This is a genomic window from Streptomyces sp. NPDC031379 (assembly GCF_055569615.1).
In genome coordinates this window covers 268488-291055 of sequence record NZ_JBVIIT010000004.1, presented here as the reverse complement: position 1 = coordinate 291055, position 22568 = coordinate 268488, and the positions used below count along the sequence as shown (strand labels likewise).

At 71.2% G+C, this 22568-nt stretch carries 21 protein-coding genes and 1 tRNA gene; 9 read left to right on the top strand and 13 right to left on the bottom strand.

Annotated elements, in window-relative coordinates; translation table 11 throughout:
* Nucleotides 1-8 precede the first annotated feature (8 nt).
* On the bottom strand, nucleotides 9-1499 hold the full coding sequence (locus ACZ5CW_RS08110) for a hypothetical protein (protein ID WP_468599435.1): 1491 nt from the start codon (nucleotides 1497-1499) through the stop codon (nucleotides 9-11).
* A gap of 266 nt (nucleotides 1500-1765) precedes the next feature.
* Between ACZ5CW_RS08110 and ACZ5CW_RS08105 the strand changes: the two genes are divergently transcribed.
* Together ACZ5CW_RS08105 and ACZ5CW_RS08100 are read left to right on the top strand one after the other, a co-directional pair.
* Nucleotides 1766-2176, top strand: coding sequence for a hypothetical protein (locus ACZ5CW_RS08105; RefSeq protein ID WP_468599433.1), 411 nt, complete (start codon nucleotides 1766-1768; stop codon nucleotides 2174-2176).
* A gap of 72 nt (nucleotides 2177-2248) precedes the next feature.
* A complete protein-coding gene (locus tag ACZ5CW_RS08100; protein ID WP_468599431.1) occupies nucleotides 2249-3118 on the top strand; it encodes a spermidine synthase in 870 nt (289 codons plus the stop codon).
* 12 nt (nucleotides 3119-3130) lie between these two features.
* Here the strand turns inward: ACZ5CW_RS08100 and ACZ5CW_RS08095 are convergent, their stop codons facing one another.
* A complete protein-coding gene (locus tag ACZ5CW_RS08095) occupies nucleotides 3131-3631 on the bottom strand; it encodes a hypothetical protein (RefSeq protein WP_468599429.1) in 501 nt (166 codons plus the stop codon).
* Nucleotides 3632-3730: 99 nt separating this feature from the next.
* Here ACZ5CW_RS08095 and ACZ5CW_RS08090 point away from each other — a divergent pair, with 99 nt between their 5' ends.
* From ACZ5CW_RS08090 to ACZ5CW_RS08080, 3 genes are all read left to right on the top strand, one after another.
* A complete protein-coding gene (locus ACZ5CW_RS08090) occupies nucleotides 3731-4450 on the top strand; it encodes a response regulator transcription factor (RefSeq protein ID WP_468599428.1) in 720 nt (239 codons plus the stop codon).
* Nucleotides 4447-5850: a sensor histidine kinase gene (locus tag ACZ5CW_RS08085; RefSeq protein ID WP_468599427.1), complete on the top strand. Its 1404-nt coding sequence runs from the start codon at nucleotides 4447-4449 to the stop codon at nucleotides 5848-5850. The genes ACZ5CW_RS08090 and ACZ5CW_RS08085 overlap by 4 nt, the downstream gene beginning before the upstream one ends.
* Before the next feature lie 136 nt (nucleotides 5851-5986).
* Nucleotides 5987-7435, top strand: a complete 1449-nt coding sequence (locus tag ACZ5CW_RS08080) for a glycoside hydrolase family 18 protein (RefSeq protein ID WP_468599425.1) — start codon at nucleotides 5987-5989, stop codon at nucleotides 7433-7435.
* Nucleotides 7436-7495: 60 nt separating this feature from the next.
* Here the strand turns inward: ACZ5CW_RS08080 and ACZ5CW_RS08075 are convergent, their stop codons facing one another.
* The 4 genes from ACZ5CW_RS08075 to ACZ5CW_RS08060 all read right to left on the bottom strand — a co-directional run bounded on the left by ACZ5CW_RS08075 (nucleotide 7496) and on the right by ACZ5CW_RS08060 (nucleotide 12278).
* Nucleotides 7496-8926, bottom strand: a complete 1431-nt coding sequence (locus ACZ5CW_RS08075) for a GH1 family beta-glucosidase (protein WP_468599422.1) — start codon at nucleotides 8924-8926, stop codon at nucleotides 7496-7498.
* A 114-nt stretch (nucleotides 8927-9040) separates the two neighbouring features.
* The gene (locus tag ACZ5CW_RS08070) at nucleotides 9041-9931 is read right to left on the bottom strand and encodes a carbohydrate ABC transporter permease (protein WP_468599420.1); all 891 of its coding nucleotides are present in this window, start codon (nucleotides 9929-9931) and stop codon (nucleotides 9041-9043) included.
* A complete protein-coding gene (locus ACZ5CW_RS08065; protein ID WP_468599418.1) occupies nucleotides 9928-10953 on the bottom strand; it encodes a carbohydrate ABC transporter permease in 1026 nt (341 codons plus the stop codon). Before ACZ5CW_RS08065 ends, ACZ5CW_RS08070 begins: the two co-directional genes overlap by 4 nt.
* A complete protein-coding gene (locus tag ACZ5CW_RS08060) occupies nucleotides 10950-12278 on the bottom strand; it encodes an ABC transporter substrate-binding protein (protein ID WP_468599416.1) in 1329 nt (442 codons plus the stop codon). The genes ACZ5CW_RS08065 and ACZ5CW_RS08060 overlap by 4 nt, the downstream gene beginning before the upstream one ends.
* Nucleotides 12279-12682: 404 nt before the next feature.
* Between ACZ5CW_RS08060 and ACZ5CW_RS08055 the strand changes: the two genes are divergently transcribed.
* Nucleotides 12683-13738 carry a LacI family DNA-binding transcriptional regulator gene (locus ACZ5CW_RS08055; RefSeq protein ID WP_468599414.1) on the top strand — a complete coding sequence of 352 codons (1056 nt, stop codon included), beginning with the start codon at nucleotides 12683-12685 and terminating at the stop codon, nucleotides 13736-13738.
* A 6-nt stretch (nucleotides 13739-13744) separates the two neighbouring features.
* Here the strand turns inward: ACZ5CW_RS08055 and ACZ5CW_RS08050 are convergent, their stop codons facing one another.
* From ACZ5CW_RS08050 to ACZ5CW_RS08030, 5 genes are all read right to left on the bottom strand, one after another.
* Nucleotides 13745-14209 (bottom strand): hypothetical protein, encoded by a 465-nt coding sequence (locus ACZ5CW_RS08050; protein WP_468599412.1) that lies wholly within the window; start codon nucleotides 14207-14209, stop codon nucleotides 13745-13747.
* 113 nt (nucleotides 14210-14322) lie between these two features.
* Nucleotides 14323-14395, bottom strand: a tRNA-His gene (locus tag ACZ5CW_RS08045).
* Between the two features lie 122 nt (nucleotides 14396-14517).
* Nucleotides 14518-15120: an oligoribonuclease gene (gene orn / locus ACZ5CW_RS08040; RefSeq protein WP_468599410.1), complete on the bottom strand. Its 603-nt coding sequence runs from the start codon at nucleotides 15118-15120 to the stop codon at nucleotides 14518-14520.
* A gap of 117 nt (nucleotides 15121-15237) precedes the next feature.
* A complete protein-coding gene (locus ACZ5CW_RS08035; RefSeq protein WP_468599408.1) occupies nucleotides 15238-16455 on the bottom strand; it encodes a helix-turn-helix domain-containing protein in 1218 nt (405 codons plus the stop codon).
* 378 nt (nucleotides 16456-16833) lie between these two features.
* Entirely contained in the window at nucleotides 16834-17103 is a 270-nt protein-coding gene (locus tag ACZ5CW_RS08030) for a hypothetical protein (RefSeq protein ID WP_468599406.1), read from the bottom strand.
* Between the two features lie 327 nt (nucleotides 17104-17430).
* Between ACZ5CW_RS08030 and ACZ5CW_RS08025 the strand changes: the two genes are divergently transcribed.
* Entirely contained in the window at nucleotides 17431-17958 is a 528-nt protein-coding gene (locus ACZ5CW_RS08025) for a universal stress protein (protein ID WP_468599404.1), read from the top strand.
* A gap of 125 nt (nucleotides 17959-18083) precedes the next feature.
* Nucleotides 18084-18641, top strand: coding sequence for an acetate uptake transporter family protein (locus ACZ5CW_RS08020; protein ID WP_468599403.1), 558 nt, complete (start codon nucleotides 18084-18086; stop codon nucleotides 18639-18641).
* Between the two features lie 71 nt (nucleotides 18642-18712).
* Here ACZ5CW_RS08020 and glmS read toward each other — a convergent pair whose 3' ends face one another.
* Together glmS and ACZ5CW_RS08010 are read right to left on the bottom strand one after the other, a co-directional pair.
* Nucleotides 18713-20530 (bottom strand): glutamine--fructose-6-phosphate transaminase (isomerizing), encoded by a 1818-nt coding sequence (gene glmS / locus ACZ5CW_RS08015; protein ID WP_468599402.1) that lies wholly within the window; start codon nucleotides 20528-20530, stop codon nucleotides 18713-18715.
* Between the two features lie 46 nt (nucleotides 20531-20576).
* The gene (locus ACZ5CW_RS08010; protein WP_468599400.1) at nucleotides 20577-20834 is read right to left on the bottom strand and encodes a hypothetical protein; all 258 of its coding nucleotides are present in this window, start codon (nucleotides 20832-20834) and stop codon (nucleotides 20577-20579) included.
* Between the two features lie 165 nt (nucleotides 20835-20999).
* On the opposite strand from ACZ5CW_RS08010, the gene ACZ5CW_RS08005 reads away from it, so the two are divergent.
* On the top strand, nucleotides 21000-22565 hold the full coding sequence (locus ACZ5CW_RS08005) for a purple acid phosphatase family protein (protein ID WP_468599528.1): 1566 nt from the start codon (nucleotides 21000-21002) through the stop codon (nucleotides 22563-22565).
* The last annotated feature ends 3 nt before the right edge of the window (nucleotides 22566-22568 follow it).

Genomic DNA, 22568 nt, shown 5'->3' with positions numbered 1-22568 from the left:
GACCGGGACTACGCCCTGCCCGTCCTCGGCATGGACGCGTGCCGGTCCAGGAAGTCGGACACCCCCGACGCCCGCCGGTGCGGCAGCAGCACCCTCGCCGTGCCCGCCAGCATGGTCTGGATGCGGGAGGACTGGACCTGGTCCAGCAGCGTCAGCACGCGCAGCCCCGCCGCGGCCGCCTCGTCGGGACGGCCCTCGCGGGCGAGGTCGTCGGCCAGCTCCGCGGTGTACAGCGCGATGTTGCGTGTGAAGTGCGGATCCTGCAGCCGGGCCGCACGGCGGGCGTGCTGCGACGCGCGCCGCCAGTCGCCCAGCGTGGACCAGCACTGCGCCTCCAGCCCCTCCAGCTCGGCCTCTCCGTAGAAGCTCATCCACTCGGGGTCGGCGTCCGAGCGGCCGCGTGCGAAGAGGGCCTGGGCCCGCACCAGGGCCTGTTCGCAGCCGGTGCGGTCGGCGAGCCCCGCCCAGCCGCCCGCCTCGCGCAGCGCGAGCAGGGACATCAGGCGCGCGGACCCCAGGGGGCGGGCGGCGCGCTGGGCGGCCTGCGCGGACCGGAGCGCTTCCCGGGGGCGGCCGGCGTCCCGGGCGAGGAAAGCCGTGTTACAGAAGGCGTGCGCCTCCAGCGCCGGGTCGCCGGTCACCCGGGCGGTGGCCAGCGCCTCCGCGTAGTGCGAGCGGGCATCGTCGAAGCGGCCGGAGTCGTGGGCCAGCCAGCCGACCGAGATGGAGAGTTCACCCGCGCCCGCGTGCAGCCGGTCGGCGGTGGTCTGCCGGGTCGCGCCGGCGTCCAGCAACGCGTAGGCCGCACGCAGCGGGGCCGCCGCGCGCCGGTAGAGGCCGTCCGCGCCGTGCCGGTCGTCGAGCAGCCGGATGCGGCGGACGGCCTCCTCCAGGGCGGCCGCCTCGGAGGACCCGGGCCTGCGCCGGGTCCGGCCCGCGGCCGCCGCGTCGGTGGTGAGCCCCAGCGGGCCCAGCGTGGCGGCGGCAACCGTGGCGCCTCCGCCGGTCATGAATGCGCGACGCAGCACGTCGCTCTCCTCGTGGTTCAGGTGGTCGTTCGCGTACGGCTCGTGCGGGTCGTACGGGTTCTGCGGGTTATTCGGGTCGTGCGGGTCATACGGGTCCTGCGTCTCATACGGCTCGGACGCCTCGCCCGTCTCAAGCGTCCCGCCGGCCTCGGCGGGCACGTCCGCCGCGCCGCGCGCCGAGCGCCCACGGACGGACGAGCGGGGCGAGAAGCCGAGGTCGGTGAGCGTGCGGCCGGGGAACATGTGCAGGAACACCCGTTCATACGCGTAGTTCGGGCAGCGGATCTCGCCCGCCTCGACCCGGCCGACATAGCGCGCGTCACAACTCACCCGCTCACCGATCTCGCGCGCGGCACGCCGTACGAGCGCCGCGAACTCGGCCGGTGAACGCCTGCCGCGCAGTTGCCGGAAGGCGAGGTTCGGCCGGGGTGGCCGTTCGGACTGCGACGAGGTCACGGTTGACGACGCCATGGCCGGGTCCTCTCGTGCGAACCGTCGAACCATGCCGGTGCCGGGACGGATTCGGGACGAGTTGTCCGAGTGACGCCCTGGTTCCGGCGGGCATGAACGTACCCGTTGTGAAGGACCCGCCACGCTGTGTTTGGCTACAAACCGGATATCTCATCCACGATCTGCCATGAAGTGCCATCCTTTGCGGCGCACTTGTGCCGTAGCCGTTGACGCGCTCACGCGTTGGACTCCGTGGACCGCAACAGGGCTGTGTGGTGGAGGCCGGCATGGAGACCAGCCAGAGCAACGAACCTTGTACGCCGCCGTCGTCGGCACCCCCGTCGGGCAAAGTCCCGGGCTGCGACCTCGTGACGGTGCCGGCCCGGCAGGGGCTGGAGGCGGTCGACATCCTGCGGCGCGGGGCCGCGGACGCGGTGGGGCCCGTCCTGCACGACGACGGCTGCGGCACCCTCGGCTTCCTGGTGCCGGCCGGCACGGCGGCCTGCTGGGACGTACCGGGCAGCATCTGCACCGAGACGGACGGCCGCGGACTGCGGCTGAACCCCGAGCCGCCGGTGAAGGGCTCCGACTGGCTGCTGCCGCCCGGCGAGGCCGACCTCGCCACCGACCCGGTGGTGCTGCGCCGGGCCCTCGGGGAGGCGGCCCGGCTGATCGAGGCGGCCGACAACTGCCGGTGAGGCGGTGGGCCCCAGCGACGGCCGGCAGCCGCCGGTGCGGCACCTGCCCGGATCACCTGCGAAACTGGACCGATGGGCAGGTCCAGGAACACGCGGCGCAGGTCTGCCGCCGTCGAAGCCGTCGAGGAGGCGGTCGACGGCGGGCTCGCACAGCTCGTCCCCGACCCCGACCGCGGCCGGGCCTGGACCCTGCTGATCGACGGGGCGCCGCAGTCGCACGTCGACCTGGACGACCCCGCGTACCTCTCCTTCGAGTACCAGCGCCGCCTCGGCCATGTCATCGACCTCGTCGCCCCGCCCGGCAAGCCCGTGCACGCCGTGCACCTCGGCGGCGGCGCCTTCACCCTCGCCCGGTACGCCGCCGCGACCCGGCCCCGCTCCACCCAGCAGATCGTCGAACGGGACGCCGGCCTGGTCCAGCTGGTGCGCAGGGAACTGCCGTTGGACCCGAACGCGCGGATCCGGGTGCGGTCGGCGGACGCCCGCGCGGGACTGGCCAAGGTGCCGGACGGCTGGGCCGACCTGGTCATCGCCGACGTCTTCAGCGGCGCCCGCACCCCGGCCCACCTCACCTCCGTCGAGTTCCTGGACGAGGTCCGCCGCGCGCTGAAGCCCTCCGGCGTCTACGCCGCCAATCTCGCCGACGGCCCGCCGCTCGCCCACCTGCGCGGCCAGATCGCCACCGCCGCCGCCCGGTTCGGCGAACTCGCGCTGATCGCCGACGCGGCCGTGCTGCGCGGCAAGCGCTTCGGCAACGCCGTCCTGGTCGCCTCCGACCTGCCGCTTCCCCTGGCGGAACTGACCCGCCGCGCCGCCTCGGACCCGCACCCCGGACGGGTCGAACACGGCAGGCCGCTCACCGACTTCACCGGCGGCGCGCTCCCCGTGACGGACGAGGCGGCGGTGGCCTCCCCGGCCCCGCCGCCCTCGGTCTTCGGCTGAGCATCCCCGCCGTCAGTAGGTGCCGACCTCCACACGCGGCGGGCCGTCGTGCCAGGTGCAGAACACCGACACCCGGTCCGCGCCCCTGCTGAACTCCACCCGGATCCACGTCTCCGTCTTCCACAGCTGCATCGACCAGCCGGCCCCCGGCGTCGCCGAGACGAGCGTCGCGCTGGAGGAGCCCAGCTCGAACACCGCCCGGCCGCCGTCGGTGTCGTAGGCCTTGACGTGCCCGGATGCCGGGGCGGAGGAGCTGGGGGTGCGGGCCGGGGTCCGCGAGGGGGCGGGTGCCGGCGGCGCCGACCGCTCCCGCGGCGGGGTCGGCGAGGCGGACGGCGCCTTCGACGCCGACTTCGCGTTCTGTGCCGTCGCGTCGGCCGCCGTGACCGGAAGGGCGCGTGGCGGGTCGTACGCCGTGCCCGCCATCACCGTGTGCACACCCCACCACGAGAGCGTGACCGCCGCTCCCGTCGCGAGCAGCCACGCCAGTACGTGTACGAGTCCTCTGCGCATCGCGGGCCATACTGCCTCAGGGGCACCGCCGTTCGCACACAACCCGGGTTGTCCACAGGCGCCGGGCCGGTGTGCGGCGCATGGCGTACGGTGCGGCGCATGGCAAGTGTGCTCGTGGTCGAGGACGACCAGTTCGTACGCTCGGCGCTCATCCGGCATCTGACCGACGCCTCGCACACCGTGCGCAGCGTCGGTACGGCACTGGAGGCGCTGCGCGAGGTCGCCCATTTCCGTTTCGACGTCGTCATCCTGGACCTCGGACTGCCCGATCTGGACGGCTCCGAGGCCCTGAAGATGCTGCGCGGCATCACCGACGTGCCCGTCATCATCGCCACCGCCCGGGACGACGAGACGGAGGTCGTCCGGCTGCTGAACGCCGGCGCGGACGACTACCTCACCAAGCCCTTCTCCGTCGAGCATCTCTCCGCCCGGATCGCGGCCGTGCTGCGCCGGGCCCGCTCCGGCGCCGCGGACGCCCCGCCCTCGTCCGTGCTGCGCGTCGGCGGGCTGACGGTGGACCCGCTGCGCCGCCAGGCCGAACTGGACGGCGTCCGCCTGGACCTGACCCGCCGCGAGTTCGACCTGCTCGCCTTCCTCGCCGGGCGCCCCGGTGTCGTCGTTTCGCGCAGGGAACTCCTGGCCGAGGTCTGGCAGCAGTCCTACGGCGACGACCAGACCATCGACGTCCATCTGTCCTGGCTGCGCCGCAAGCTGGGGGAGACCGCGGCCCGGCCGCGCTATCTGCACACACTGCGCGGCGTCGGCGTGAAGCTGGAGCCGCCCGTGCTCCCCGAGGGGGAAGGGGCGCCACCGCGATGAGATGGGCCCTGGTCAAGGTCTGCCTGGCGGTCACCACGATGGTCGTGGTCGCCTTCGCCGTCCCGCTCGGCCTGGTCGTCAAGGAGATGGCCCGCGACCGCGCCTTCTCCAATGCCGAGCGGGAGGCCGCCGCGGTCGCGCCCGCGCTGTCCATCACCACCGACCGGGACAAGCTGGAGCGGGTGGTGGCCTCCGCCGGCGCCGACTCCGGGATGGCGGTGCACCTGCCCGCCGACGGCGGCCGGGCCGCGCTCGACCTCGGCCGGCAGCGCGCCGCGGACCGCGACATCCAGGCCGTACGCGGCCTCGGCCGCGCCTCCACGACCACCGTCGCCGGAGGCTCCACGCTGCTCCAGCCGGTCGCGCTCGGCTCCGGTTCCATCGCGGTCGTCGAGGTGTTCGTGCCCGAGTCCGAGGTGACCAACGGCGTCGGCACGGCCTGGGCGGTCCTCGCGGCCGTCGGCCTGGCCCTGATCGTCGGTTCGGTCGCCGTCGCCGACCGGCTCGGGGTGCGCATGGTGCGCCCGGCCCAGCGGCTCGTCGAGGGCGCGCACGAGCTGGGAGAGGGCAAGCTGGGCGCCCGGGTGCCGGAGGAGGGCCCCGACGAACTGCGCCTCGCGGCGGTCGCGTTCAACTCCATGGCCGACCAGGTCGTCCAGCTCCTCGCCAACGAACGGGAGCTGGCGGCCGATCTCTCCCACCGGCTGCGCACCCCGCTCACCGTCCTCCGGCTGAACGCGGCCTCACTCGGCGCCGGCCCCGCGGCCGAGCAGACCCGGGCCGCCGTCGCCCAGCTGGAGGGCGAGGTGGACACCATCATCCGGACGGCGCGGGAGGCCAAACCGCAGACGGCCGCGGCAGGTCCGGGCGCCGGGTGCGACGCGGCCGCCGTGGTCCGTGAACGCATGGAGTTCTGGTCCGCGCTCGCCGAGGACGAGGGCCGCAAGTGGCGGGTGGCCGGAGTCGACCGGCCGGTGCGCATACCCGTGGCCCGTCCCGACCTGGCCGCCGCGCTCGACGCGCTGCTCGGCAACGTCTTCCGGCACACCGCCGAGGGCACCGCCTTCGCGGTCGACGTGCACAACGGCGAGGACGCGGTGATCGTGCTGGTCTCCGACGCGGGCCCCGGCATACCCGACCCGGACGCGGCGATGGCCCGCGGCCGCGGCTCCGGGAACGCCGGCTCGACCGGCCTCGGCCTCGACATCGTCCGCCGGCTCGCCGAGTCCACCGGCGGCGACGTACGCATCGGCGCCTCGGTCCTGGGCGGTACCGAGGTGCGGATCTGGTTCCAGCTCGACGGACGGGGGCCGGTGGGCCGGGGACACCGGGGAGCCGCGCGCAGACGGCGATCGGGCAAATTGGTCTCGACCTTTAACCGTCCCCGATCGCTTCCTTAAGCGAACCCTAAGGTCTGCAACGACCGTCCCTGACAAGCCATTTGTCCGATTCCGGGTCGCTAGCGTGCTGCCGCACCCCCCACAGGGCCGGGAAACCCCTGTGAACCCCCCGTGAGCAGTGAAGGCAGGCACGCGCATGAGCACGCACCGGCGCAGGATCAGTGGCAGGAACAAGGCGATAGGCGGTCTGGTGGCCGCGGCCGTGGTCGGTGGCGGCGCGGTTCTGCTCACCGGCACCGCGAACGCGGCCGGTGTGAACGCCGCCTACACCAGGACCAGCGACTGGTCGACGGGGTACACCGCCCAGTACGTCGTCACCAACAACAGCGGCCAGGCCGAGAAGACCTGGACGCTGGAGTTCGATCTCCCGGCGGGCGCCAAGCTCTCCTCCCTCTGGAACGGCGAGTCCACCGTCAGCGGCCGGCACGTCACCGTGAGGCCCGCCAAGTGGGACACCGAGGGCCTCGCCCCCGGCAAGTCGGTGACCGTCGGCTTCGTGGTCGACGGCGGCGTCGACCCGACGGGCTGTCGTATCGACAACGCCCAGTGCTCCGCGGACGACGGCGCCACCCCCGAGCCGAGCGGCCGCCCCACCGCCCCCCAGTCCCCGACACCCACTCCCACCAAGTCGGCCACCCCCACCCAGAGCGCCACCCCCACTCCCACGGGCAGCACCGGCAGCGGCACCACCGCCTCCGCAGGATTCGCCCCCTATGTGGACACCTCCCTCTACCCGGCCTTCGACCTCCTGGGTGCGGCCGAGGCGACCGGCGTGAAGAACTACAACCTCGCCTTCGTCACCGACGGCGGCGGCTGCACCCCCAAGTGGGGCGGCGTCACGGACCTGACCGGCGACGGGGTGGCCGCCCAGATCGGCTCGCTGCGCGCGAAGGGCGGTGACGTCCGGGTCTCCTTCGGCGGCGCCTCCGGCTCGGAGCTGGCCACCACCTGCTCCTCCGCGGACGCGCTGGCGGCGGCGTACGGCAAGGCCGTCGACGCCTTCAAGCTGACCAAGGTCGACTTCGACGTCGAGGGCGGCGCGCTGCCCGACACCGCCGCCAACACCCGCCGCGCCCAGGCCATCGCCAAGCTCCAGGCCCAGCACCCGAACCTGGACGTCTCCTTCACCCTCCCGGTGATGCCCGAGGGCCTCACCCAGGACGGCGTGAACCTGCTGTCCGACGCCAAGTCCAACGGCGTGAAGATCAACACCGTGAACATCATGGCGATGGACTACGGCCCCTCCTACAGCGGTGACATGGGCACCTACGCCGAGCAGGCCGCGACCGCCACCCAGGCCCAGATCAGAAGCGTCCTCGGACTGTCCGACTCCGCCGCCTGGAAGACGGTCGCGGTGACCCCGATGATCGGCGTCAACGACGTCTCCTCCGAGGTCTTCAAGGTCGACGACGCCACCCAGCTGGTGAACTTCGCCAAGTCCAAGGGACTGGCCTGGCTCTCCATGTGGTCCGCGACCCGCGACAAGCAGTGCGCCGGCGGCACCAAGCCCACCGCCGACGCGACCTGCAGCTCCGTCACCCAGGACACGTTCGCCTTCTCGAAGGCGTTCGGGGCGTTCAACTGACGCACGCCCGCTGACCGGGGCGCGGCACCGCGGTGGGGTGCCGCGCCCCTTCCGGCCGGGTCAGGCAGCCGGCTCCACCGGCGGCAGCGCTCCCGTCCGCGCCGCCTCCGCGTACCACCGGGCGCTCGACTTCGGCGTCCGCTCCAGCGTCGCGTAGTCCACGTACACCGCGCCGAACCGCTTGCCGTAGCCGTACGCCCACTCGAAGTTGTCCATCAGGGACCACAGGTAGTAGCCCCGCACATCGGCCCCGTCGGTGAGGGCGCGGCGCACCGCCGCGAGATGGCCGTGCAGGTAGGCGATGCGCTCGGGGTCGTGCACACGGCCGTCGGGGTCGGGCTTGTCGTCGTAGGCCGCGCCGTTCTCGGTGATGTACAGCGGCAGGCCGGGTGCCTCGCGCGTGTAGCGCATCACCAGGTCGTACAGGCCGGTCGGGTCGATCGTCCAGCCCATCTCCGTGCGCTCGCCGGGTGTCTGGTGGAACAGCACGTCGTCGGCGGCGGGCCAGGGGGAGTGGTCGCTGGCGCCGTGGCCGTCCGCGCGCGGGCCGTCGGCCCTGCCGGAGGCGGCCGAGACCAGGGACGGGGTGTAGTAGTTCAGGCCCAGCGCGTCCAGCGGCGCGTTGATCGTGCGGAGGTCGCCGTCCTGGACGTACGACCAGTCGGTGACCGAGGCGGTCGCGGGGAACAGCGTCTCGGGGTACGCCCCGTGCAGCATCGGGCCGTGGAAGATCCCGTTGGCCAGGTCGTCGATCCGGCGGGCCGCCGCCAGGTCGGCCGGGTCCTGGGAAAGGGGCCGTACGACCGAGGAGTTGAGGCTGATCGCGATCTGGTTGCGGGCCGGCATCGCCGAGCGCAGGGCCGCCGCGCCCAGGCCGTGCGCCAGGTTGAGGTGGTGGGCCGCGCGCAGGGTGGCCGCCGGGTCGGTGCGGCCCGGGGCGTGGACGCCGGAGCCGTAGCCCAGGAAGGCGCTGCACCAGGGCTCGTTGAGGGTGATCCAGTGCTCCACCCGGTCGCCGAGCGCCTCGCCGACGAGCTGCGCGTACTCCGCGAACCGGAGCGCGGTGTCCCGCTCCGGCCAGCCGCCCGCGTCCTCCAGCTCCTGCGGCAGGTCCCAGTGGTAGAGGGTGAGGGCCGGCTTGATGCCGTGCGCCAGCAGCTCGTCGACCAGACGGCGGTAGAAGTCCAGGCCGCGCTGGACCGCCGGTCCCCGGCCGGTCGGCTGTACCCGCGACCAGGAGACGGAGAAGCGGTACGAGGTCAGGCCCAGCTCAGCCATCAGCGCCACGTCGTCGCGGTAGCGGTGGTAGTGGTCGACCGCGATGTCACCGGTCTCGCCGCCCGCCGTCTTGCCCGGCGTATGGCTGAAGGTGTCCCAGATCGAGGGGGTGCGGCCGTCCTCCCGGACCGCCCCCTCGATCTGGTACGCCGAGGTCGCCGCCCCCCAGAGGAAGGCGGGGGGGAAGGTCACGGAGGAATCGGGTTCAGGCATGGAAGCGCTCCCATTGGGGGTCGTGAAGACCGACGGGGTGAGTGAGGAGGGGAAGGCCGTACGAGGGCGGAGGGGGCCGGGACGGCGGCGGCCCGGCCCTGGGGGAAGGGCGTGTCAGCCCTTGACCGCGCCCTGCATGATCCCGCCCACGATCTGCTTGCCGAACAGCAGGAAGGCGATCAGCAGCGGCAGCGTGCCGAGCAGCGCGCCCGCCATGATCACCGCCTGGTCCGGGACATAGCCGGTGCCGAGCGAGTTCAGGGCCACCTGCACGGTCGGGTTCTGCTGGTTCAGGGCGATGATCGGCCACAGGAAGTCGTTCCAGGCGAACACGAACGTCAGCAGGCCGAGCACCGCCATCGCCGGCCGGGCGGCCGGGAAGACGACGTGCCACACGATCCGCAGGCTGCTCGCGCCGTCCACCCGGGCCGCCTCGATCAGCTCCGACGGCAGCGCCTGCACCAGGTACTGCCGCATGAAGAACGTGCCGAAGGCGGTGACCAGGCTCGGCAGGATCACCGTCTGCAGCTGGTTGGACCAGCCGAAGTCCGACATCCACAGGTACAGCGGTACGACGGCCAGTTGCGGCGGGATCATCATCGTGCCGATGGTCAGCAGCAACAGCAGGCCGGAGAACCGGAACCGCAGCTTGGCGAAGGCGAATCCGGCCAGCGTGGCGAACAGCACCGTGCTGATCGTGATCGTGCCCGCCACGAGCACCGAGTTGACCATCGCGGTGCCGAGGCCCGCCTGGTCCCAGGCCGCCTCGAGGTTCTTGAACAGGTTGCCGCCGAACCACAGCGGCGGCGGGGTCTCGGCGAGCCGCCGGTCGGTGCGCGAGGCCGCGATCGCCGTCCACACCAGCGGCGCCAGCGAGACGAGGGCGAAGACGGTCAGCACGATGTACGTCACCGGGCCCGCGTGCAGCTGTTTGCCCGCGCCCATCACCCGCCGGCGGCGCTCCTCGGGAGCCGCCTTCGGCAGCGTCAGTTCACTGGTCGTCATTGGGACTTCCTCAGCCGTCGGGTGAGCAGCAGATTGACCGCGGCGATGATCAGCAGGATCAGGAACATCGACCAGGCGATCGCGGACGCCTTGCCGAGGTTGCCGATGATCCAGCCCTGGTCGTACATGTACAGACCGAGCGTCTGGTACTGGTGCTCGGAGCCGCCCTTGGACCCGCTGACCCCGCCGAACAGCAGCGGCTCGCCGAAGAGCTGGGTGGCACCGATGGTGGAGACGACGACCGTGAACAGGATCGTCGGCCGCAGCTGCGGAATGGTCACGTGCCGGAACTGCTGCCAGCGGTTGGCGCCGTCGAGCGCCGCGGACTCGTACAGATCGGCCGGGATCGCCTGCATCGCCGCCAGGTAGATCAGCGCGTTGTAGCCGGTCCACCGCCAGATCACGATGGAGGAGACGGCGAACTGCGAACCCCAGTCGGACTCACGCCAGTTGACCGGGTCCACCCCGAAGAAGTGCAGGACCCAGTTGACCATGCCGCCGTCCCACGAATACAGCAGCGTGAAGACCAGCGTCGCGGCGGCCACCGAGGTGGCGTACGGCGTCAGCATGACGACCCGCCACGCGGTGGAGCCCCGCAGCTTGTAGTTCAGCAGGTGGGCGAGCCCGATGGCGGCCAGCAACTGCGGCACGGTCGAGATCAGCCCGATGGTGAACGTGTTCTTCAGGGCGTTCCAGAAGAAGTCCGAGGACAACAGGTTCTCGTAGTTGTCCAGGCCCGCCCAGGTCTGGTGGTCCAGTGCCGACAACTGCACGTCGTGCAGCGAGTACCAGGCCGTGTAGAGGAGCGGGACCAGCGAGAAGGCCCCGAACAGGATGAAGAAGGGGGCGACGAAGGCGTACGGCGCCGCCTTCATGTCCCAGCGGTAGAGCCGGCTGCGCCAGGAGTCGGCGCTCGCCGGCGCACCGCGACCGTGAGCGCCCCGGGCCGCGCCCGGCGAGGTGCCGGACGCGGCGTCGGAACTCGACGCGGGCTGCGCGAGAGCCTGCTTGGAGCTGCTCACTGGCCGAGCACGTCCTTGATCTCGTTCTTCGCGGCGTCCCAGGCCTGCTCGGGCGACTTGCCCTTCTGCTCGACCTGGAGGATGCCGACGTCCGTGAGCGCGGTGTTGATCGGCTGGTCCTTGATGCCGAAGTACTGCGTCGGGATCGTCTTCGCCGAGTCGGAGAAGATCTGCGTGATCGGCGCCTGGGAGAAGTAGGCCGTGGTGTCCGCGGCCGGCTTCAGGTTCGCGTACGCCGACGGGGTCGACGGGAAGCTGGCCTGCTTGGCGAAGACCTTCGCCTGCTGCTCGGGCGCGGTCAGCCACTTGGCCAGCTCGACGGCCTCCTTCTGGTGCTTGCCCGCCGTCGGCACGCCGATGAAGGAGCCGCCCCAGTTGGCCGCGGTCGGCGCCGCCGCCACGTCCCAGTTGCCCTTGCCGGAGTCGCCGGACTTCTGCTCGATGTAGCCCATCATCCAGGCCGGGCAGGCCACGGTCGCGAAGGTGCCGTTGGCGAAGCCCTGGTCCCACGGCTTGTCGAACTGCTTGAGCTTGGCCGACATGTCGCTGGTGGCCACGCTCATCGCGACGTCCCACGCCGACTTCACGCCCTGGGACTTGTCCCACACGACGTTGTCGTCCTTGTCGTAGTACCGCTCGCTCGCGCCGCCGAGGGCCGCGTTGTAGACGGAGGACGCGGAGTCCACGAACTTGGTGCCCTTGGGCGCCTTCTTCATGTACTGCTTGCCGACCTCGACGTACTTGGCCCAGTCGCCCTTCCACTGCGCGGCGAGCTTGGTCCGGTCGGTCTCCAGACCGGCCTTCTGGAACAGGTCCTTGCGGTAGCAGATCGCCATCGGGCCGATGTCGGTCCCGAGCCCGATGGTCTTGCCGTCCTTGGTGGTGGCCTGCGAGAGCTTCCAGTCCAGCCACTGCGACTTGTCGACGTCCTTGCCGAGGTCGACGAACTTGTTCGCCTGGGTCTGCACGGCCTCGGTGATGTTGCCGACCTCGATGGCCTGGATGTCGTCGGTGCCGGAGCCGGCCTGGAGGCGGGTGAGCACCTTCGGCCAGTAGACGTCGGTACGAGTGGTGACGTTCTCCTTGATGTTGATGTCCGGGTGGAGCTTGGTGTACTCGTCGTAGAGGCCGGCCTGCTTGTAGCCGAAGACACCGAAGGTTCCGACGGTCAGCGTGATCTTGCCCTTGCCGTTGCCGTCGCCACCCCCGTCGGAGTTCGACGAGCCGTCGTCCGAGTCGTTGGCGCAGCCGGCCAGCAGCCCTGTGGTCAGCGCGGCGACGGCCACGAGGGCCAGTCTGCGGGACCCGCGGATGCTCGTGCGCATTGCGTCCTCCTGTTGCCTGACGTGCCGACCCCCCGGCCAACTGCATGGATCATGGCCCGTTCGTACTCGCTGCGGCTCGGGCGGGGAACGTGCGGGATGTGTATGTGCCAGGTACTGTGGGAGCGCTCCCACCAGTGATGTGTTGAAGGGTCGTTGGTTCGCGGCGGGGTGTCAAGGGACCGGACAGGGCCAACCGCGTTCAGTTATCGGGACGTTAAGTGGACCGTCGACCTCCGGTAAGTGTGGACCAAAGGCCGGCGAAAAAGTGCGTCCCGCGCTCGCGGGCCAGACCCTTCGGGCCGGCGGCGGGCGGCCGGGACGGCGGCCCCGGAACGGTCACCGCGCCGGACGGGGCTGTTACATTCCAGGCCAGCACCAGGAATCGGTCGAGAGAGGCGGAGCCCATGGCAAGCCACGCAGGGCGGGGCCGGAGCGGGGGCCGGCCGACGCTCGAGGAGGTCGCCGCCCGGGCCGGTGTCGGCCGGGGCACGGTCTCCCGGGTGATCAACGGCTCGCCCCGGGTCAGTGACACCACCCGCGCCGCGGTCGAGGCCGCGGTCGCCGAACTCGGCTACGTCCCCAACACGGCGGCCCGCGCCCTCGCGGCGAACCGCACCGACGCGATCGCCCTCGTCGTCCCCGAGCCGGAGACGCGCTTCTTCGCCGAGCCGTACTTCTCGGACATGCTGCGCGGGGTGGGCGCCGAACTCTCCGAGACCGAGATGCAGCTGCTGCTGATATTCGCGGGCAGCGACCGCGAGCGGCAGCGCCTCGCGCAGTACCTGGCGGCCCACCGGGTGGACGGCGTCCTGCTGGTCTCGGTGCACGCCGACGACCCCCTGCCCGACCTCCTGGCCCAGCTGGAGATCCCGGCCGTGATCAGCGGTCCGCGCTCGGCCGGCGAGACGCTCACCTCGGTGGACTCGGACAACTACGGCGGTGGCCGCTCGGCCGTGGAGCACCTGCTGTCGCGGGGCCGCCGCCGGATCGCGCACATCACCGGCCGCCTGGACGTCTACGGCGCCCAGCGCCGCGTCGACGGCTACCGCGACGCCCTGCGCGACGCGGGCCACCCGGTGGACGAACTCCTCATCGAGCAGGGGGACTTCACCGAGGAGGGCGGCCGCCGCGCGATGACGACCCTGCTGGCCCGCCACCCCGGCCTGGACGCGGTCTTCGCCGGCTCGGACGTGATGGCGGCCGGCGCCCGGCAGGTGCTGCGCGAGGTGGGCCGCCGCATCCCGGACGACGTGGCGCTGGTCGGGTACGACGACTCGGCCATCGCCCGCCACATGGACCCGCCGCTCACCAGCGTCCGCCAGCCCATCGAGGAGATGGGCCGAGCCATGATGGACCTGCTCCTCGCGGAGATCGCCGACCGCCGTCCGGCCGCCTCCCGCGGCCTGGAGCGGCGACACGCGGTACTGCGGACGGAACTGGTGGCGCGGGCGTCGTCGTGACGCCCGTCACCTTCCGGGCCGTACCGCCTCCCACCCCTCGCCCAGCAGGTCGAACGCGGCGTTGACGGCGGCCTCCGGGTCGGGGGCGGCGGTGGCGAGGGCGCGCTCGTGCCGCATCCACATGCGCCGGTGATACTCGATGAGCGCCGGCGTGCCGTTGACCAGCCGCTGGAACGCCGCGATCTGGTCCTCGTACTCGGACTTCAGGACCCGCGCGCCCAGCATGTGCGGCAGATGGGCGGCACCCTCGCGCAGAACAGCGTGGAGCTGCGGGACATGGGTGCGGCCTCGGCGGCGACCAACCTCTTCCGCACCCTCGGCGGCTCCCTGGGGGTGGCGGTCTTCGGCTCGCTGTTCACGCGGGCGGTGCCCGCCACGGCGACGGGGGAGGCGTACCGGGCGGCGGTCGCGGCCGGGCACGCGGCACGTCTTCCTGGCGGCGGCCGTGGCGGGCGCGGTGGCGTTCGTCACGGCGGTGCTGGTGGAGGAGGTGCCCCTGCGGGGGAAGCCCGGCCAGGGGCAGGTGTCGGAAACGAATCAGCCGGTGACCCGTCTTGCGACGGAGTCACCGGCTGATCACTCTGGGTGAGTGACGGGACTCGAACCCGCGGCATCCTGGACCACAACCAGGTGCTCTACCAGCTGAGCTACACCCACCATGACCGGCAGTTCGAGGAGTGTTTTCCCCGACCGGCCGAGAAGAAGTCTACAGGGTCCGAAGGGGTGCTCGCGCACAGGTTTTCGCGCGGGCCTCCCAGCGGACCCGGGACGCCGGGCGGCTACTGCGCCGGCAGGACGTGTTTGGCGGCGATCGCCTTCGCGGTCTCGGAGTCCGGGCCGGGCTGCGGGACGAAGACGGCCTCGCGGTAGTAGCGCAGCTCGGCGATCGACTCGCGGATGTCGGCGAGGGCCCGGTGGTTGCCGTTCTTCTCGGGGCTGTTGAAGTACGCCCTCGGGTACCAGCGGCGCGCCAGCTCCTTGATCGAGGAGACGTCGACGATCCGGTAGTGGAGGTAGTCCTCCAGGGTCGGCATGTCCCGGAGCAGGAAGCCGCGGTCGGTGCCGACGGAGTTGCCGCACAGCGGGGCCTTGCCGGGCTCCTTGACGTGCTCGCGGACATAGGCGAGGACCTGTTCCTCGGCGTCCCGCAGCGTCGTGCCGTTCGCCAGCTCGGCGAGCAGGCCGGACGCGGTGTGCATCTGACGCACCACCTCCGGCATCGTCTCCAGCGCCCGCTCCGGCGGGCGGACGACGATGTCCACCCCCTCGCCGAGTACGTTCAGCTCGGAGTCGGTGACGAGGGCGGCCACCTCGATGAGAGCGTCGTCGGACAGCGAGAGGCCGGTCATCTCGCAGTCGATCCACACCATGCGATCGTTCATGCGACCACCCTAAAGCGGACCTGAGCTTTTGGGTGCCCCTGTGCCGGCGCCGGCCTCGCGGAAAGAGAAGGGGGGCCGGTGGCCCGGCCCCCCTTCTCCTCTTCTTCTCCGGTTCGCTCAGTTACCCGTGCGCGGTCCCGGGAGCAGGCTCACCGCGCCGGCCGCCGCACGGCGGCTCTGTATCGGCACGCCGCTGTCCGGATGCAGCACGGCGGGCATGTGGCCCACCTGTCCGGGGCCGCCGGGCAGATGCGCGGGCGGGCCCTGCTGCAGGGCCGGGGACATCTGGGTCTCCGGGTCACCCTGCTTGTCGCCCTGCGGCCGTCGGGCCCGGTAGGCCGCGCGGTAGGCCGCCGGGGACGAGCCGAGCTGGCGGCGGAAGTGCCCGCGCAGCGCGACGGGGGAGCGGAAGCCGCACCGGCCCGCCACCTCGTCCACGGAGTAGTCCGACGTCTCCAGCAGCCGCTGCGCCTGCAGCACCCGCTGCGTGATCAGCCACTGCAGCGGTGCGCTGCCGGTCAGCGAGCGGAACCGGCGGTCGAAGGTGCGGCGGCTCATATAGGCGCGTGCCGCCAGTGTCTCCACGTCGAACTGCTCGTGGAGGTGTTCCAGCGCCCAGGCGACGACCTCGGCGAGCGGGTCGGCGCCGATCTCCTCTGGTAAAGACCTGTCGAGATAGCGCTCCTGACCGCCGCTGCGGCGCGGCGGGACCACCAGACGCCGGGCGAGCGCGCCGGCCGCCTCGTTGCCGTGGTCCGTCCGCACGATGTGCAGACACAGGTCGATGCCCGCGGCCGTACCGGCGCTCGTCAGCACGTCGCCGTCGTCGACGAACAGCTCCCGCGGATCGACGTGCACCGACGGATAGCGCTTGGCCAGCGTCGGCGCGTACATCCAGTGGGTGGTCGCCGGGCGTCCGTCCAGCAGTCCGGCCGCCGCGAGCACGAACGCGCCCGTGCACAGCCCTACGATGCGGGCGCCTTCTTCGTGCGCGCGGCGCAGTGCGTCGAGCGCATCCTCCGGTGGCGGCGAGGTGATCGAGCGCCAGGCCGGTACGACGACCGTGCCTGCGCGCGAGATCGCCTCGAGCCCGTGTGGTGCGGTGAGTTCCAGGCCCCCTGTGGTCCGCAGTGGGCCTTCTTCGCCGGCGCACACCAGCAGTCGGTAGCGCGGTACGCCGGCGTCCTGGCGGTCGATCCCGAACACCGACAGCGGGATCGAACTCTCGAATATGGGGCCGCCGCTGAACAGCAGCACCGCGACGATCTCCTTGCGGCGTCGCCCGGAGAGCTTCCGGGCCGCGGCTTCCGGCACGGCAGTGGAGTCGTGGCTCATACTGCTAAGCCCCCCTCGGTGGTCGCGGCTCCTCGGTTGTGTCGCTCCTGCACGTTTCCCCTCGGTCCTGCACGAGTCCCCCGCCGTAAGACGATCAAGATCGAATCTACTGGCTCCCGCGGTCTCACGGTGGCCAGTTCGACACGCCGGACATTGTCGACATGACAACTTGGCGTGAAGCATTCGATCACGAAGGGTTGCACTCGTGGGCCGTGCAGGGAAGTGCGCCTTGTCGCAGTGGCCAAACCGCGTAGGGTGCGCGGTGGCCCGTGGACCCTGTTCGTGCAGGTGGAACGCGGGTTGGGGGGTGGTCAGGACCCCTCTCGGTCGGTATCCAGAAGTTGGCTGAAAAGATGCGTCCGAGGGTGCGGAAACCGGTCAGTCGACCGGTGTCTGCCCCCGGGTGTGACGTCCGCCTCTTTGCGTGGCGCAATCCCCGGCGCGCCGCTCGGAGCGGCGCAGCAGCAGCCGGCAGGCGGCCGTGACGGCGGCCAGGCCCAGCGCGGTACCTGTCGCGCCGGCCAGCGAGGTGCCGTACCAGAGGAGGATCACGGGGACGAGGACGCAGCTGAAGGCCGCCCAGCGGATCACGTCGCTCACGGTGTCCGGCGCGGGCTGCGGGTCGGGGGTCGGTCGGGGTCCGGACATCTCGTACTCCCTGTGGCGGTGGTTCACCCGGGTACAACGCCCGTTCGACGGGACGGTCACCGGCCGCACATCTGTGAACCGTGTGCAAACCGCCTGTACGGGGCAGCAACCATTGCGTTACGGGCGTCGCTCGTGCATGCTCCGGTGAACCCCTGCGGACGTCGGGGGCCCGCTTACGGAGCGTGCGCGGGATCTGGGCTCAGGAGGCGTGCCGCCGTACCCTTGGGGGTATGGGGTTGGGAAGATGTTTCCCGGACACAGCTCCGCCGCACACTTCCGCCGCACTCTGTCGTCCCACCCATAAAGGATCACAACGCCGAGACAGCCATGGCCGGTCACGAATTCTTCGAACCCGCGGACCGCAAGCGGCCCGTCGCCGACCCCACGGCGGCCGAGCCCCTGGCGGCGCCGGAGTCACGCCCTTCCTGCGACCCCGCCTTCCGGCATGGAGTCGTCGTCGGCTTCGACGGCTCGACCTCCAGCGAGCGCGCCCTCGCCTACGCCATCGGCATGGCCCACCGCTCCCACTCCGGCCTGATCATCGTCCACGTCGCCAACCGGCTGCCCACCACCGTGTGGGCGGGCTGCGAGCCGCCCGTCTTCGTCGACGTACCGGACCATCGCACCGAGGTCCTCGGGCTGGAGCTGGCCTGCGCGGACTACCTGGCCGAGGTGCCGTGGATCCTGGTCGAGCGGGGCGGGGACATCTGCCACGAACTCGAAGAGGTGGGGCGCGAGTACGAGGCCGACGCGATCGTCGTCGGCTCCACGCACGGCATCGTCGGCCGGATCTTCGGCTCCGTCGCGGGGCGGCTCGCCAAGCGGGCGCAGCGGCCCGTGATCGTCATTCCGTAGGACCTCACGCTTCGTCAACTCCCTTTGTGCAGCGCGAAACTACTCGCGCGTAGAGGTGATTTGTGCCCTTGTGAAGGGCATATCCCGGTCACCGCACAACTGCACATGCACGAAGGGAGCCCGCCGTGGACAATGACGTCTCCGCGGGAAGCGTGAGCACTACCGTGGCCGGCCGACTCGCCCTGGGGATCACCCTGTTGGCGTTCGGGCTCGGCACGACCGGCGTGATCGACGGCGTGGGCACGTCGGACGCGGTGACCCTGGCCCACTACGTGGGCGGCGTCGCCCTCTTCCTCATCGGCCTGCTGGCGCTCCGTGACGGCGCCGCCTCCGGCGTCGGGTACGCCGCACTCGGGGCCCTCTGGTTCACCTGGGCCGTGTCGGATCATGGATCGGCCAACGCGGCCGGGCTGTTCCTGCTTCTGTTCGCCGTGGTGGCGCTCACGCTGACCGTGGCCGGCGGGGACACCCTGGGGCAGGTGACGCACGGGCTGCTGTTCCTGGCGATGCTGGTGCTGGCCGTCGGGGTCTTCGCCGACAGTTCCGCTCTCGCGAAGGCCGGCGGATGGGTGGCCGTAGCCTCGGGGGCGGTGGCCTGGTACGCGGCGACGGCGGCGGTGGCCCACTGGCCGACGGTGCTTCCTCGGCGTGCCGCGGGCCGGGGGGTGACGGCCACCGGCTGATCCGCAGCGGCATGGAAAGGACCCCCGCGTGTCTGGTGGCACACGCGGGGGTCCGTTCTGTCCGGGTTCGGCTACTCCACCGTCACCGACTTGGCGAGGTTCCTCGGCTTGTCGATGTCACGGCCCAGGGCCTTGGCCGTGTGGTAGGCCAGGAGCTGGAGGGGGATGCCCATCAGGATCGGGTCCAGTTCGTCCTCGTTCTTGGGGACGAGGATCGTCTGGTCGGCCTTCTCCTGGTGCTGGTGGGCCACGGCGAGGATCTTGCCCTCGCGGGCCTTGATCTCCTCCAGGGCCGCGCGGTTCTTCTCCAGCAGGTCGTCGTCGGGGACGATCGCGACCGTCGGGAGGGCGGGCTCGATGAGGGCCAGCGGACCGTGCTTCAGCTCGGAGGCGGGGTAGGCCTCGGCGTGGATGTAGGAGACCTCCTTGAGCTTCAGGGAGGCCTCGCGGGCCACCGGGTAGCCCCGGACGCGGCCGATGAAGAGCATCGAGCGGGCGTCGGCGTACTGCTCGGCCAGCTGCTTGACCTCCTCCTCCTGCTTGAGGATCTCGGAGATCTGCGCCGGCAGCCTGCGCAGGCCCTCGATGATCCGCTTGCCGTCGCGCACGGAGAGGTCACGGGTGCGGCCCAGGTGCAGGGCGAGCAGGGCGAAGGCGACCGTGGTGTTGGTGAAGCACTTCGTGGAGACCACGCAGACCTCGGGGCCGGCGTGCACGTAGATGCCGCCGTCCGCCTCACGGGCGATCGCCGAGCCGACCACGTTGACCACGCCGAGGACGCGGGCGCCCTTGCGCTTCAGCTCCTGGACGGCGGCGAGGACGTCGTAGGTCTCACCGGACTGGGAGACGGCGACGTACAGGGTGTCGGGGTCCACGACCGCGTTGCGGTAGCGGAACTCGGAGGCCGGCTCGGCGTCGGCGGGGATGCGGGCCAGCTCCTCGATCATCTGGGCGCCGATCATGCCCGCGTGGTACGAGGTGCCGCAGCCGAGGATCTTCACGCGGCGGATCTTGCGCGCCTCGCGGGCGTCCAGGTTGAGCCCGCCGAGGTGCACGGTGGAGAAGCGGTCGTCGATGCGGCCGCGCAGCACGCGGTCCACGGCGTCGGCCTGCTCGTGGATCTCCTTGTGCATGTACGTGTCGTGGCCGCCCATGTCGTACGACGCCGCCTCCCACTCCACGGTGGTCGGCTCGGCCGTCGTGCGGGTGCCCTCGGTGGTGTACGTGCGGAAGTCGTCGGCCTTGAGGGTGGCCATCTCGCCGTCGTCGAGGGTCACTATCTGCCGGGTGTGGGTGACCAGGGCGGCGATGTCGGACGCGACGAACATCTCCTTCTCGCCGATGCCGAGGACGACCGGGGAGCCGTTGCGGGCCACCACGATGCGGTCGTTGAAGTCGGCGTGCATCACGGCGATGCCGTAGGTGCCCTCGACCACGCGCAGGGCCTGGCGGACCTTCTCCTCCAGGGTCTCCGCCTGGGAGCGGGCGACGAGGTGGGTGAGGACCTCGGTGTCGGTCTCGGAGAGGAACTCGACGCCGTCCGCCTCCAGCTTGCGGCGCAGGTCGGCGGCGTTGTCGATGATGCCGTTGTGCACGACGGCGACCTTGTCGTCGGCCGACATGTGCGGGTGGGCGTTCAGGTCGGACGGGGCGCCGTGGGTGGCCCAGCGGGTGTGGGCGATGCCGGTGGTGCCCTTGAAGCGCGCCGGGACCTTGACCTCCAGGTCGCGCACCCGGCCCTTGGCCTTGACCATCTTCAGGCCGGGCGTCTTCGGGGAGGTGACGACGATGCCCGCGGAGTCGTAGCCGCGGTACTCCAGCCGCTGCAGACCCTCCAGCAGGAGAGGGGCGACGTCACGCTTCCCGATGTATCCGACAATTCCGCACATATATAGAGGTATCCCTTGAGTGTCGCTCGTCCGGTCCGGCTGGTTCTCAGCCGTAGACCATGCGGCGCAGCTGCCTGAGCGTCAGCTCCGGCGGCGCCACCGCCCGGTACTGCAGGTCCGCCTCGATCCGTTCGAAGATCTCCGTGTTCACCAGGCCCTGGGCCTGGAGTTCACGGTGGCGGCGACGGACGAACTCCTGGGTCGTCTCGTCGAAGTAGGCGAGCACGTCCTGGACCACCCGCAGCGCCTCGCCCCGGTTCAGGGTCGTGGATCGCGTCAGATGATCGACCAGTTCGTCGTGCACCCGGTAGATCCTGGAGCACCGGCCGCCGTTTCGCAAGAATCGTGCCCGATTTCGGGCAAGCGCCTGTTGAAGCTCTTATGGTGCCCTGTTCGCGCGCTGTCCACTCTGTGTCCTGGGTCTCGTTGCCCGGACCCATGAGTTTCGGACGCCATGGACATACCTCGTATGGGAGTACCCGAGAAGCTGGCCGCGCGCATGAGCATGGCCGAGCAGCATGAGTACCTGCGTGCCAGGTTCTCGCGGCGCTCCATGATCAGAGGCGGCGCCGTCACCCTGGGCGCCGTCACGGGTGGCGCGTTCGTGACGGGCGCCACCGCCCACGCGGCCGTGCCGACCCGGCGCACCGCCCCCGCGACCGAGTCGGTCGACGGCTCCCTCGTCGCCCCCTTCGGTCGCCACCTCGCCTTCGGCAACGACCCGCGGACCGAGATCACCGTCTCCTGGCAGGTCCCGGTCGCGGTGAAGAAGCCCTTCATCCGCATCGGCGCCCACCCCTGGGACCTCTCCCGCAAGATCGAGGCCGAGGTCCGCACCCTGTACACCCCGGCCGGCGTCGGCGCGAGCGGCGACCACACCCAGTACTACGTGCACGCCGAACTCACCCACCTGCGCCCCGGCAGGACGTACTACTACGGCGTCGGCCACCAGGGCTTCGACCCGGGCGAGCCGCACCTGGCGGGCACGCTGGGCACCTTCACCACCGCTCCCGCCCGCAAGGAGCCGTTCACCTTCACCGCGTTCGGCGACGAGGGCGTCAGCTACCACGGCCTGGCCAACAACGCCCTGATCCTCGGCCAGAACCCGGCCTTCCACCTGCACGCCGGCGACATCGCCTACGGCGACCCGTCCGGGGCGGGCAAGACCACCGACATCGGGTTCGACTCGCGCACCTGGGACCAGTTCCTGTACCAGACCGAGTCGGTCGCCAAGCAGGTCCCGTGGATGCCCGCTTACGGCAACCACGACATGGAGGCCTGGTACTCGCCCAACGGCTACGGCGGCGAGGAAGCCCGCTGGAACCTCCCGGACAACGGCCCCGACGCCGCGAACCTGCCGGGCGTCTACTCCTTCGCCTATGGCAACACGGCGGTCATCTCGCTGGACGCCAACGACATCTCCTTCGAAATACCGGCGAACCTGGGCATATCCGGCGGAACCCAGACGAAGTGGCTGGAAGCCCAGCTGAAGAAGTTCCGCGCCTCGAAGGACATCGACTTCATCGTCGTCTTCTTCCACCACTGCGCCTACTGCACCTCCACCGCGCACGCCTCGGAGGGGGGCGTGCGCCAGGAGTGGGTGCCGCTGTTCGAGAAGTACACCGTGGACCTGGTCATCAACGGCCACAACCACCAGTACGAGCGCACCGACGTGATCAAGGGCGACAAGGTCACCAAGAAGCTGCCGGTCGGCGGCACGGCCTACCCCGAGACCGAGGGTGTGGTCTACGTCACCGCCGGCGCGGCGGGCCGCAGCCTGTACGCGTTCACCGCCCCGGACTCCTACGAGGGGCACGAGCACGAGACCGACTCCGTGGCCTCGTTCATCAACACCAAGGACGGCAAGGTCCACGAGACCGTCGCCTGGTCCCGGGTGCGCTACCTCGACTACTCCTTCCTGCGCGTGGACGTCACCCCCGCCCCGAAGGGCCGGCTGACCACGCTGAAGGTGTCGGGCATCGCCGAGACCGGCAACCGCATCGACCACTTCACGGTGGCCCGCAAGGCGAAGTAGGCG